The following is a 12862-nucleotide window of genomic DNA, read 5'->3' as shown; positions in this document are numbered from 1 at the left end:
GCTCTTGTACCGAGTGCCCCGCACCGCCTTGCCCGCCTCGCTGACGTCGAAGTAGGCGAAGATCTTCGGGACGATGTGCTCCACGTGGGCAGCCTCGATACGTGTCTCGGCACCGCACACGCCGCAACGGCCGCCGTCTCGTTCGTAGACGTAGCGCAGCACCTTGCGGCGATGTTCCGGGCTCCAGCGGCCCGACGCGTCTGGTTCCTCGGCCTCCAGCATGAAGCGCTGGACCTTGTCGTATGTCTTGAACGCGCCGATAGCTGCCCCGGCGAGCTTGTCCCGTAGACGGCGTCGTTCATTGCCACTGGGCGGCGCGTCCGTCGCCGGTGGCTCAGCGTCGGCACCCGGCTCGGCGGCCTCCGAGGTATCGCTACTTCCCGACACAGCACCGGACGGGTCCTCGAGACCGCCGCCTGTCTCCTCGGCCTCTTCGAGGGCGATCGTGTTCCGACACTTCGGAAACGTCGAGCATCCCCAGAACTGATTGCCTTGGTTCGCCCCCCTGCGAGCAGTGCGCAAGGCCATGCCGGCGCCGCAACGTGGGCAAACGGGCACAGGCCCAGCCTGGTCGGACGGCTCTTTCGGTGTCTGCTCCACGAGCGCCGAATCGTAATGACCTGTGCCGGACCGGAACGTGCCGTCCATTCAGCTCCGGGTGGCAGCGCGTCGATCACAAGAGCAGACTCCTGCCGCATGACCGCGCTTCACCAACTCATGCACATAGAACGCCTGACGTGTGGGCAGTCAACGTGCACGAGTTCAGCGGAGCCGCACGGAAGGACCAACCAGTGGCCGTCGATGTCCAGCAGATAACCGGAACTGCCCGATCCGTTCGACAGCTGCTGTCGGAGAGTCGCTACGGCCTCGACTTCTACCAGCGTGAGTACAGCTGGGAGGAAGCCCAGGTCGGTGAGCTCATCGATGACCTCACCGGCCGGTTCTTCGATGAGTACGACGAAGCCCACGAACGGCACGACGTGGCCTCCTACCGTCCGTATTTTCTGGGGCCGATCGTGACCGCCCAGCGCGATGGGGTGCGTTACCTCGTCGACGGCCAACAACGAATCACAACCCTCAGCCTCTTATTGATCTATGTGCGTCACCGACTCGTCGAATCTCAGCCGGGGGACGCGAACGCCCTCAGCTCGCTCATCTTCTCGACGGCATTCGGCAAGAAGACGTTCAACCTCGACGTCGATGAGCGCGAGAAGTGCCTGCAAGCCATCTTGGACGGCGAGCAGTTCGACACCAGCGGCGAACGCGAGTCCGTTCGCAACCTCTGGAACAGGTACCAAACGATCATCGAGCGGTTCCCGGGCGACCTTCAGGGCCACACGCTGCCGTACTTCGTCGACTGGCTCCAGCACCGGGTGATCCTCGTCGACATCGGAGCGCCCGATCAGGACATGGCGCTTGAGATCTTTGAGACTATGAACGATCGGGGACTGCGGTTGAGCAGCACCGACATGCTCAAGAGCTTCCTGCTCGCACGGGTCGGTGACGAGACTGTGATTCGCGAACTCAACGACCGTTGGCGCCAGCGGATCACCGAATTGGTCGAAACCGAGAAGAACGCCGACGCAGAATTCGTGAAGGCTTGGCTCCGGGGTAAGCACGCTGCGACACAGCGAGAACGCAGGGCCAACGCGGTACCGCGCGACTTCGACATCATCGGCACCGCGTTCCACAAGTGGGTACGCGACAACCGGGCTGAGATCGGGCTCGCAAGACAGGAGAGCTACCGACGGTTTGTCGAACGCGAATTCCTGGGGCTCAGCAGTCGCTACCTGGAGCTGCTGCACGCGTCACGGGAGATGCAGCCGGGCCTCGAAGCCGTCTTCTGCAACGCAAGAAACGGCTTCACGTTGCAGCTGCCTGTGATCCTCGCTGCCGTCACGCCCGAGGACGACGACGAGACCTTCGCGGCGAAGACCGCCCTCGTCGCCGGAGCCCTTGAGATCTTCATCGCACGGAGAATGGTGAACTACCGCAACTTCGGCTACTCGACTGTCGTCTACACGATGTTCAACCTCATCAAGGAAGTGCGTGACCAGCCAGTTGAAGCTGTTCGCAGCACTCTCAGCCGCTGGCTCGAGTCGGAAGACGAGCGCCTTGACGGGATCCTGTCCTTCCGGCTGACTCAGCGAAACCGCAGTCACATTCACTACCTCCTGGCTCGGATCACCGCCTGGCTCGACACCGGAACGTCGTTGGCTGACTATCTGGACCGGTCACGCACAAATCCCTACGAGGTGGAACACATCTGGGCGAACAAGTTCGAGCGACACACGGACGAGTTCCCGACCATCTACGAATTCGAGGATCACCGGAACAAGTTGGGTGATCTCTTGCTGTTGCCAAAGGAGTTCAACGCCAGCTACGGAGCGATGCCGTACCGAGAGAAGGTCGAGCACTACTCAGGTCAGAATTTCTTGGCGAAGTCGCTGCACCCACTCGCGTACGAGCACCACCCCAGCTTCGACAGGCTTCGCGCAACCTACGGCCTCGCATTCGAGCCGTACCCAGAGACCTTCACGAAGGACGACATCGACGCCCGCCAAGCTCTCTACCGCGCGCTGGCCGAGATCGTCTGGAATCCGCCACGGATCGGGCTCACGACCGGCTGAACCCGAGCGAAGAACCGACTAGCCTCCGCTGCGGGTGACATGCCGTCGTTTGTGGACCATTCAACCTCGACACGTTCTGCACGCGTAGGCGCTGTGCCCGACTAAGCCGCCCCGTGAGCGGCTTAGAACAGGTGTCGCGACGAGCGACGACCTCACGGATCGCTAACTACTACCCCTCCGCGCATTCGACCGGTCGAATCTCGATACGTGCGCCGACGCGCCCGGCGTTGCCACGCGTACTGAACCGGGATCGCGTCGAACTCAGGAGCAGTGTGCGGTCGGGTGCGCTGCTGATCGAACGTTTTGTCCCTGAACAAACGGAGCTGCGCGTTCGGTATCACGACGTCGAAGCGCTTGGCGCCCTCGTCGTCGGCGTCAAGCTGATCGGGCAGCTTGACGACCCGGCCACAACAAGAAGTTGCTCGGGTTCATCGACGCGACCGCCTCATGCAGCGTCGCGGCAACTTCGGCCGGCTTATCGCCGAGCAAGCTCACGCCTGTCTTGTCTGCCGGCACCAACTTCTGGCAGCAGTCGAGTACCTTGAACTCCGTCTTGTTGTCGCCACACCCGAACAGGCCAGCACACAACCCAGTGCCCCACCTCAGGATCGGCCATAACCTGGTCTTCGACCGCACCAGCTTGAAGTACACGAGGTTGAGCACCTCGGATATGTCAGTGCCAGTGCCCAATATGTTCGCGCCGGTCGCGGTGTCTTCCTAAGGGCTCACGACACTCTCACACCCGCCGTCGCCATACTGCTGCAGAGATTGATAGGATTCAAGACTTCGAATGCTAAGGCTGAGAAGGATATAACAACTGTGACCCTAACGCTAGCTTGGGTTCGGTCAGTAGGAGAGACTGAAGAACTCGTAGTCGCTACTGACAGCCGGCTGCGTCCGTTCGGCTGGGACACCGCTCCCAAAATCCTTCCGTTACCGCGCGGAGATTCCGTGCTGGCTTTCGCGGGCGATACACAGTTCGCTTACCCAGTGATGCAACAAATGATGCATACAGTCGAAAGCTGGGATCCAGCCGCAAGCCGAACGCAACCACTGGCAGAACTAAAGGGTCACTTGCTACGCGTACTGGATCGTATGTCGATGCCGAAGGAATACGCTGATCTTCCTAACTCCGAAGTACCTGCCCCGACGGCCGTGTTCCTGTTGGCCGGCTTCTGTTGGTCAAGCCAACGATTCCGGATTTGGAAACTCCACTACCAGTCTGACATCGACCGTTTCTCGTTTCATGCCTATCGACGATGGTCAGGCAACAATAGTGCCAAGATGCTTGCAGTTGCCGGCAATCACATGCACGAAGCCAAGAGGTTGATTCGGAAGCAACTAGACAGTGTCGACCGGCTTCGATCAGGTGGCATCGATATGGAGCCACTGCAAGTTTTGGGTCAGATGATTGACAACGACCGATTCCTAGAAATCGGAGGTAGAATTCAGCTAGTCAAAATCTACCGTTCTCTCAAGACTGTGCCCTTCGTAGTGTCTAAAGATGATGAGAAATCACTATTTGGTCGACCGCTGCTTTCATATGAAGTACCAGATCGATTTCCTGAACTGAAGATCGATTAAGGCCGTCGGCTCCATCCTCTGAACTACTCAGGAAAAACCCCACGCGGCCTAGGTCTCAATAAGGACTACCGTTATGTTGTCTCGCCCACCGGCAGCCAGAGCTAAGCCGATCAGTTGCCTCACGGCTTCAGATCCCGTTTCCCGATTAAGCGTTCCACGAATCGCCTCGGAGGGCACAAAACTGGTGAGGCCGTCCGAACATATCAGAATTCGCTGTTGTTCGACGCGTGCGGCCCGTGCGAGATGCGGGTGCACTTTCTTAAATTTGGTTCGCCCTCCGAGGCTCTGAGTGACGATAGGCGTTGCTAGGCCGAGAAGCTGAACGCGGTCGTGTGGGACATCGTCGACCGTGAGTTGTCGGAGGACTCCATCGGCAAACTCGAATGCCTTCGTGTCACCGACATTCGCGACGGCTGCCTCACTTTGGGTAATGAGCACAACTGCGATAGTTGCACCCATTCCCACGTTGCCGTTGTTCGCGGACATCTGGTCATAGATGGCCTCGTTCGCAGTGTGCAGGGCATCGACAAGCGAGCCTGGGGAACCAGGACAGCTCGCGAAGAGGCTCTCGATGGCGAGTTGGCTGGCGACGTCACCCGCGGGATGGCCTCCCAAGCCGTCAGCGACGACAGCAAGGCAACAACTTCCGATCGACTCGGCAGATACGGCGTCACCGTCCCCGTTCGGTGCCGGCAGACCCGTTGCAGCAAACCAATCCTCGTTGCGCTCTCGCACCCACCCGGTGTGGGTGGCGGCACTGATGGTTGCCCGAATCAATGCGGGGTCCCGGCGAACCAGATCAACTGCGCGAGCATGTGCCGGCGGTGAGTCGACCACTCGGTCATGCTGCCGCACGAGCGGCTTCGAGCGCTGTCTTCATCTCGGTTGCCGTCTGGAAGCGCTGTGATCGATAAGGCGCGCAGGCCCGGACCAGCAACTGCGCGATTTCTTCGCTCATGTCGCTTCGAAATTGACGTGGGTCTCGCGGCTCCGTATCTGGCCTCGGTCGCTCATTGGGGTAAGGGTGCTCACCATCGCAAAGCAGTTGATACAAGGTCACCCCGAGGGCGAAGAGATCCGTCGAGACATCCCACCGGGTGAGGTCGGCGTCTGGCGGTTGGTACGGAGGCGTCCCAGACACTGTGTGGACCGGGTCACCGACGCGCGACGCGATATTGAAGTCGAGGAGTTTGGCACCGGATCGGGTCAGCATGATGTTCTGGGGCTTGACATCCCGGTGAACGAATGCCTTATCTGCGAGACTCCTGTACTCGGCATACTCGTCTTGCGACAGCTCTCCGTCGCTCTTTCTCCTGTCCATGTCCTTCAGTTGTTCGCTGTCGGGGTGGAACGCTGCCAATGCCTCAAGCACATCCAAGGCCACTTCCAATGCTTCTCGATCACGCAAATGCTTCTTGCCCGAGACGAAGTCGGCCAACAACTCTCCGTCGATGTTCTCCATGATGAGATACCACTCATTGAGATCGGACCGATCAGCCCAGATGGCCCGGACGACGTTGGGATGGTCGACTCCTCGAAGGGCGCTGATCTCGCGCCGGACAGCCTCGTAGCCGGCGGCGTTGTCGAACAACTTGAGCGCTCGCACCTCATCCTCGACGATGTCGCGAACCTTGTACACCTTGGAGAAGCCCCCTTCCCCGAGTCTCGCCACGACTTCGAAACGGCCGGCGATCATGTCGCCGTCGGCATAGTCACGTGATGGTTGGTTGGAGGACACGTCCGCCGGGTCTGGAACTGGAAAGGCCTCGTCTTCTGCGGGCTCACCGGAATTGACGACATTCGGCGCCTCGCTCTCCATTCGCAGCCAATGCTGAACGGTTTCGTCGCAGTAGACGACAACCTCAGGCCCGCCACCGACGCTGAACGACAGATCTGTCTTGCCGAACTCCGCTGCGCCGATGAATGCCTGCGCTTCCTTGACTCGGCGACGCATCTCGAGGGAGAGGCTGGCCGCCCACGCGAGAAAGTCATCCGGAACCTCCATCTCCGGATTCGGATACAGCAACCTGAGCAAGCCGTCGACGCTGTTGTTGGCCGCCTTGCGATCGCGACCGCTGAGCTGGCTCCCCCATTCCAGTCGGCCCTGGAGGACGTCCAGCCGAGTGGTCCCGCGTAGCTGGCTCCACACCTCGGCCAGGTAGTCGCTGACGAGGCCAAAGTGGCTTGTGAAGAACGACGGGTCGAGCTTGGGCACATCCCAGCCAGGCAAGTACGCGTGGATCCGGTCCATGAACGCGGTGTCATCACGCATTTCCTTGGGCAGCGGCGACAGCAGGTGGCCAACCCGTAGCTGCGTTTCGACGTCAACGTCAAAGTTCCCGACCATGACGACCCCGCCTTCTGCGCGGATCGACTCACGACCACGGCTGAACTCGCCCGATTCCATGTACCCCTTCAGGATGTTCACGCCCTCCTTCTGGTCGAAGGAGACACCGGAGACCTCGTCGAAGCAGATCACGTCGTACTGGGCCACCAAGCCGCGGCGGCCGGTATTCATGTTGACGAACATGTTCGCGATCGTCGCCTTGCCGCCGGACACGAGATGGGCGTAAGGAGAGACCTGTTGGAACAGGTGGGACTTGCCTGTTCCGCGGGGCCCAAGCTCAACTGCGTTGTAGTTCCGCACAACGAAGGGCACCATTCGTGCGATCAGAATGTCCTGCTGGCGACGGCCAAGGCGCGATGGCTCAAATCCAACGCTCCGAAGCAGAAGTTCCCGCCACTGGTCGAGCGTGAACGAACTGCGTCCGGACACGAATGTGGCAAGGGCGTCTCGTGTGGACATCTGGATTGGACGGATCGCTTCGACGCGGAAGGGCTGGCCGCCCTGTTCACCGGCGAGGGCCGCGATGTACTCCAGCGTCACCTCGGCATAGAAGCCGCCTGTGAGCATGCGCTGGTGCTCATCCACTAGCTCCGGCGAGATATGGATGTCGTTGAGCTGAAGACTTGGGAGCTCGGCCTTGTATGCATCGTTGCGAGAGTCCAGTCGGGCACGGAGGAGGTCGATGATCTTGACCCGCCTTCGGTCACGGGCCCGATGCTTGAACAGCTCCTCTTCGCCAGCCCGGACGGTGCGATCCTGCATCGACTGCTGAACCATCTCGAGGCCGGCCGTGATTGCGTCAGGATCGGTGGTAGCGCAGTAACGACCGAGCATGAACTCGCCGACGTACGTGGGAACCGGGTATTGGCCGCGGAACTGCTGTGCGAGATCCTTCTTGACCAGGAAGCCGTCAAAAGCGCCGGCAGCGAGTGTGTCGAGTGCGTCCAGTTCCGTCATCGGTTCTGACCCACCGCCGTCTCACGCTGGAGAAGTAGCGAGCCGTCCGCTCCCACCAGAACAAGGTGGGCCTGCCGCCCTTCGAGATCCTCGTCCCCTACGAGCAGGATCACCTTTCCCGCGCCTCCGGTCACGCGCGCCGTTTCTGCGATGCTCGATGACTCGTCGCCCGCCGATGCACGTAAGTCGACCTTGGCTCCGTCTGGCAGCCCAGAAAATTCGACGACAAGGGTGAGCCCTCGCCACTTGAAGCTTGTGATCACCGCGCCTGCGGTCTCGCCTGCCCCGCGCGTGACCGTGAGGCGGGGCACGACGCATTCCTGGGGGCTGACGCCGCCATGTTCGTAGGTCTGGTTGGCCTCAAAGCAAGAGATGCCTGGCGCGACGGCAATTCGTACGTCGGCATCCCAGTGCCACGGCACCGTTGGCACCAGCGGCTCGGCGCCATCCTTGATCCTTGCGCAACGCCCTTTTCTTGTGTCGGTGACGGCAACCGGGAGATCTTCGTTCTTCGGCAGGCCTCCCGGCATGAGAAGCCAGCCATGATCGGTGATGACAATGACGCGTTTCCATCCTGCGTCGAGCAGATCTTCAATCCGCGTCGCTATCCGCTGCACCTCAGCGCCGACTTCGTGCGCGAGCCGGAGCCCGAGGTCGTGCCCTCGCCGGTCGAGCTCGCCAGTCTCGGTCCACGCCACGCCAGTGGGTTCGCCAACATCGGCGCCGACCAGCACTTGAACTCCGGCGTCGGCAAGGAGCCCGCGTAGGACGCGGATTCCGGCAGCAGGGCCATCTGGCGCACGTCGCGCGTCGAGCGCAGCCCCTGCCACCAAGTGCTGTTGGTCAACCGGAATGAGCGCTGGTTTGGCGGTCTGGGTGACGGTCGGCAGCGCAGCGAGTCCCGTGGTGAGATCGGTTTCGAGGCCGGATCCAGCCAATCGCTCATTCAAGCGATGCGCGACATCGAGCCGAAGGCCGTCGACGAATACGACGACATCACCGCTCTCGGTAGACGGGGGCGATGCCGGAACGTACGTTGCAGCGTTCGCCATCGGTCCAACCGCTGCCTGAAGCAACCGAGCGCAAGCGTCAGCCCAGGGCTTGTAGGCGGCGCCGATTGCAGACTCGACGGCCGTGATGTCAGCCTGACGCTCCACCTCGCAGAGTGCTGCCTGGACCGCCCAGTCCGCCTTCCATCCTGCAGATGCGTACCACTCCACAATCGACTCGACGGTCTCACCCGAGGACCCCATCGAGGTCAGGCGGGCCAACTCCGCGAGGTGCTCAAGGGCTAAAGCGAGAGGTGTCCAGCCGAGATCCGCCCACACGTAGCCTCTTCGCACTTTGTGTTGGTCTTCGAGATCCAATAGCAAGGAGCGCGCATTCTCGGGGGTCTCATGTGCAACGCGCTCGAGAGCCCCGCGCAGCTTCTCCTCCTCATCCTCCGCTAGCCCCGGCCACGACCCCGGATTGCTCGGGAGAAGTTCATTCGGCTGTGCTTGGCGCAACCGGTTGGGGATATCCGGGTATTCCGAGGGGTTCTCGCGAAACCGATGCCACGCGTGAACCCAGTGGCCTTCGCCAGCCCCAAGCCGGCGAGCAGCTTCGATCTCGCTCTCCGTAGAAGGGTCGAACCCGAACTCGCTCTTGCACTGTTGCACAAAAGCACTCCACGCCCCATGGGTAAGCGACGCCCGCGTCTCTTGGGGATCGTCCAGCCAATCCAACAAGGATCGAACAAGGTCTGGATTCAGCAGCCTGTTGAGAAAGGCGGCATCGATGTACTTCGATTCAAGTCGGTTCCAGTTCTGCCCCGCAAGCTCCGGCAGGCTGTCGACCAGAGCCGTTGCCGTCTCAGAGTCGGCAGCGACGCTCAAGCCGAGTCCTCGCTCCTTGTTCGCAAGCATGGCCCTGACGGTCCAATCTCTCCCATTGGGATGCCCGATCCACTGGCATCGATGCTGGAGAGCGCTCAGCGGGGCCAACTCGGCATCCACGCTCTCGATCGCGCGTAGCGAGTCGCGAGATACCCCAGGCAGGTAGACGACCGGCGTTCCGGAAGGTGCGTCATCGATAGCCACGGTGTTAGCGATCACGCAACGCAGCCAGTAAGCGCGCCCTCGCCGCGCTTCCTGATCGAAGGCTCCGAAGCTAATGATGTGCATGCGCTCCCGGAGTTGCGGAACGAGTGATTCCCATTGACGCTCACCGTCTGGCCACAGGAGCGCAATTGGAGCACTGGTGGTGTTTCGGTCATATGTCCCGGCAGCCTCTAGGACGTAAGTGATGCGGTCCAGCACAGATTCGCTCATTGTTCGATGTCCTCACGTGCAGCCTGCTTTTGGGCCCTGGTGTAGTGCAGATGGTTGTGACGCTCGCTCCCGTCAGGGTCCTTGCCTCGATCTTTGCGCCACTTGACGTTGAACTTCGACCGGAGGACCTCGGCCTCAACAAATGGCCGCACGTTGAGGCGCACGCCATCGTTCAAGTCTGGTTCCCACCCCAGCGGTTGTTCGGCTAGTGACTTCCATCGCACGTAGATGTCGTACGGAGGCTCACCATCCAATATGAGCTCGAGTCGTTGCTGCAGACGCTGAGCCGCGGCCAGGCGCTCCTCCGAGCCGGGTCTATCCTCACGGACGTTGGCTGCTTGACGCTCAATCCAATCCCCCAAGTAGGAGTAGGTCAACCTCTCGAGGGTGGCTCTATCGAGCATGTGATAGTTCACGAGCGCGGCGAAGCCGTCCTTGTGACTGTCCCAGATGTGCCAGATAAACGGTCTGTTCTTGAACAGCCTGCAGTGCGCTCTGAAGAAGTCATCCCTTAACCAGGTCTCCAGATCTCTCTTCTTCGAATCCGACATTGCCAACAGTTCTTCAGTTTTTGTCGGCGACCAGGTCACATCGAACGCCCTAGCCAATAGCTCTCGAAGCCGATCTGCGGCGGCCCGTTCACCCAACACCGACGGCAAACACACGATGCCGTCCTCATCAGCCAGTGCGCTAAGATCGTCATCGTCATCCTGCTCCGGCCAGTGATACCCAAGCAGCCGACCAACCGCAACCTGCAGTGGCGCAGTCGCCAACTCTGGGCGGCCTCCGAACAACCATTGCCTCGGGTCATCCGATGACGGCTCCGGTAAGCCGTCCAAGAAACGATCCTGGGCAACATTGCGCCAACGGCCGATGTCAAATGGAACCTTGACGAGATAACCTGATCCTACGATTACCTTATGGTTGATTTGCCGCACTCGAGCTTCATAATCCGGCGAACTAAGGTATGCCCACAACGGCATTAGGTCTTCCGGCCTATTTGGAATCACGGGTGAACTTGCATCATTGAACATTTCACCTCGATAGAGCGTCACCCGCAAACTGCCTTGTCCCACCAGGACACCCATGCGTCCTAGCACTTGTGTGGGATTAAAGTTGTGTGCGCCCGATGAGCGAGTGAGAGCGCCTTTTCCCTCTTGCCATTTCAGGAAGCTTTCACGACCAGAATGGAAGGCTGTGTCGGAAGGTGCTGTTAGGTAGCGCTCCCAGCCAGAAGTTTGCTCGGGTAGTTCCCAGAATTTCACTATGTATTGGGCTACATCACTCGTCACAAGGCCTTGCCAACTAGTCGCATATGATGACAGCAGTTCATCCGAAGAGCGACCTAGCGCCAGAAGTGTGTCCGGTGAGGCGCTAAGTTCAGACTGCTGTAGAAGCTGGATTGGCCGCGTGGTCATAGCATTGCTCTTTGGTGCAGGTCCCTCTACATCCGTAACGTCGATCGCAAACATACGAGCTTGCGTTGTTCCGCCACTCAGGACAATGAGCGCGCTTTGAACAACTTCGCCGGTAATTGCACCAAACCCACCTTTACCTATTGGCACCAGTGTGTGCCAGCAAGTTTGCTCAAGAAGCTGTTTCCGTAGCTTGGAGAAGTTCCGCAAGAATAGCCATCCCAATGGCGTTACCAGAGCAGCGGAACCTAACGAAGCGAGCTCTAAGCATCTCTCAATAAACACCGTACCGAGATCGTGTGCGCTCTTCGGGTACCTCTGCGCCATATACCCGGCCGCCAACTCAGGCATTTTCTGAACGCCTAGGTACGGAACATTTGTAGCTACGAGCACGTAGCGCCGCGAGAGATAGTCCGCTGCTCTTGCAGTACCGGCCGCGTCCGCTCCTAGCACAGTCATCCCGGGATCGTTGGCTTCGCGCATCAATGCGGCTTCCAATAGCGGAGCAATCTGGTCCCAGTCAAAATCTTCAAATGATGTTTGGAGGCCAGCCGGATCAGAGATCTCAACGGCGCGCTTCGGATCGATTAGACTTCCGAGCGCGTCTGCATCTCGGAACATTATATGGAGGCGCACTAACGCGTTCTCCATCCGCTCATCCCCTTCGGCCAGCGCCCTCCATTCATCGGCTGATGCCTTGACCGGGATTCCCGTGCACGCGATGTTCGGTATGGGCAACTCTCGCCACCCGCCACCTACCTTCCATGCTTGGATTGCGATTGCAAACATCGCAATCTGGACACAGCGAGGGTCCAGTTCCAACCCAAACAAGTTGTCACGCAAGACAGCGTCCTGCGCGATCACCGGGCTCAGAGATTCCTCCTCAGCTCGCATTCGCCAGAGCATTGAGAAGGCTTCGACGAGGAAGTGACCTGATCCGCAACACGGGTCCATCACCGTCACTTCGGCAGCTCGGTCCGGCCACTGGTCGAATCCTCCGGCCGCCGGACGGTCGTCGTTATCGACTCGCAGGTAGCTCCATTCCTGTGTGAGTCTGCTCTCGGGATGGCGCGCTGCCCACCAAGCCCCAAGGGAGTTTTCGAGCAGGAAGCGAACCATGTAGTTCTCGGTGAACAACTGCGTCACCGGGCCGAGGTCGGCTCCGCCGATCTTGCGCTCCGATTCGTTGACCTCGTCCTTCCTATCGCGCTGCCAGAACTGGTACACCCAGCCGAGCGCGTCGTCCGCGACAAACACGGCCTCAGGCAGCCCAGCCACTATCCGTTCAAGTGCAAGACGGCCTTCCGGCGCCAACCGCAGCTGCACACACGGGTCACCTAGCCGAAAAATCCCTGGCAGGATCGCGGCCGCGAAGCGAGCCGCCACACTCCAACCGTCCGGCTCGCCTAGTTCCGAGGCCAACTCATCACACTCAGCCAGCGTCACCGGCGCCTCGAAGTCTGGGTGGATCAAGAGATCGTTCTCCGCAAGGAACCGCGCGAACAGCAACCGATGCCACTGTTCGAATGCGCATTCCCCTACGAGCAGCTCGATTGAACCGCGTGTGTCTCCGAGCTGTCTGGACTTGGCTCGTAGACCGCGTCGCAGCCTGCGCTC

General features: G+C 60.2%; 7 protein-coding genes and 1 pseudogene. 2 read left to right on the top strand and 6 right to left on the bottom strand.

The window, feature by feature from the left end; genetic code table 11:
* Positions 1–438: 438 nt before the first annotated feature.
* Positions 439–558, bottom strand: a pseudogene (locus ACOGXD_RS07900) (topoisomerase DNA-binding C4 zinc finger domain-containing protein); the annotation flags it as partial.
* Between the two features lie 233 nt (positions 559–791).
* Here ACOGXD_RS07900 and ACOGXD_RS07895 point away from each other — a divergent pair.
* Complete coding sequence (locus ACOGXD_RS07895) at positions 792–2630, top strand: DUF262 domain-containing protein (protein WP_419917294.1); 1839 nt, start codon at positions 792–794, stop codon at positions 2628–2630.
* Between the two features lie 375 nt (positions 2631–3005).
* On the opposite strand, the gene ACOGXD_RS07890 is transcribed toward ACOGXD_RS07895, so the two are convergent.
* Positions 3006–3281 carry a hypothetical protein gene (locus ACOGXD_RS07890; RefSeq protein WP_419917293.1) on the bottom strand — a complete coding sequence of 92 codons (276 nt, stop codon included), beginning with the start codon at positions 3279–3281 and terminating at the stop codon, positions 3006–3008.
* A gap of 300 nt (positions 3282–3581) precedes the next feature.
* Between ACOGXD_RS07890 and ACOGXD_RS07885 the strand changes: the two genes are divergently transcribed.
* On the top strand, positions 3582–4214 hold the full coding sequence (locus ACOGXD_RS07885) for a hypothetical protein (RefSeq protein WP_419917292.1): 633 nt from the start codon (positions 3582–3584) through the stop codon (positions 4212–4214).
* A gap of 48 nt (positions 4215–4262) precedes the next feature.
* On the opposite strand, the gene ACOGXD_RS07880 is transcribed toward ACOGXD_RS07885, so the two are convergent.
* Genes ACOGXD_RS07880 through ACOGXD_RS07865 form a run of 4 tightly spaced genes read right to left on the bottom strand, consistent with a single transcriptional unit; the run spans position 4263 to position 12754 of the window.
* Positions 4263–5051 (bottom strand): PP2C family protein-serine/threonine phosphatase, encoded by a 789-nt coding sequence (locus tag ACOGXD_RS07880; protein ID WP_419917291.1) that lies wholly within the window; start codon positions 5049–5051, stop codon positions 4263–4265.
* 4 nt (positions 5052–5055) lie between these two features.
* Positions 5056–7518, bottom strand: a complete 2463-nt coding sequence (brxL, locus tag ACOGXD_RS07875) for a BREX system Lon protease-like protein BrxL (RefSeq protein WP_419917290.1) — start codon at positions 7516–7518, stop codon at positions 5056–5058.
* Positions 7515–9830: a BREX-1 system phosphatase PglZ type B gene (pglZ, locus tag ACOGXD_RS07870; RefSeq protein WP_419917289.1), complete on the bottom strand. Its 2316-nt coding sequence runs from the start codon at positions 9828–9830 to the stop codon at positions 7515–7517. Before pglZ ends, brxL begins: the two co-directional genes overlap by 4 nt.
* Positions 9827–12754: an Eco57I restriction-modification methylase domain-containing protein gene (locus ACOGXD_RS07865; RefSeq protein WP_419917288.1), complete on the bottom strand. Its 2928-nt coding sequence runs from the start codon at positions 12752–12754 to the stop codon at positions 9827–9829. Before ACOGXD_RS07865 ends, pglZ begins: the two co-directional genes overlap by 4 nt.
* Positions 12755–12862: the final 108 nt, after the last annotated feature.

This window comes from Candidatus Poriferisodalis sp. (assembly GCF_965204125.1).
GTDB lineage: Bacteria > Actinomycetota > Acidimicrobiia > Acidimicrobiales > Poriferisodalaceae > Poriferisodalis.
Note: the sequence above shows the minus strand (reverse complement) of the source record. Positions and strands in the feature narration are given on the sequence as shown.

Bases quoted from the DNA above. Each gene is read 5' to 3' on its own strand.
- pglZ (WP_419917289.1), bottom strand. From the start codon at position 9,830: ATGAGCGAATCTGTGCTGGACCGCATCACTTACGTCCTAGAGGCTGCC.
- brxL (WP_419917290.1), bottom strand. From the start codon at position 7,518: ATGACGGAACTGGACGCACTCGACACACTCGCTGCCGGCGCTTTTGAC.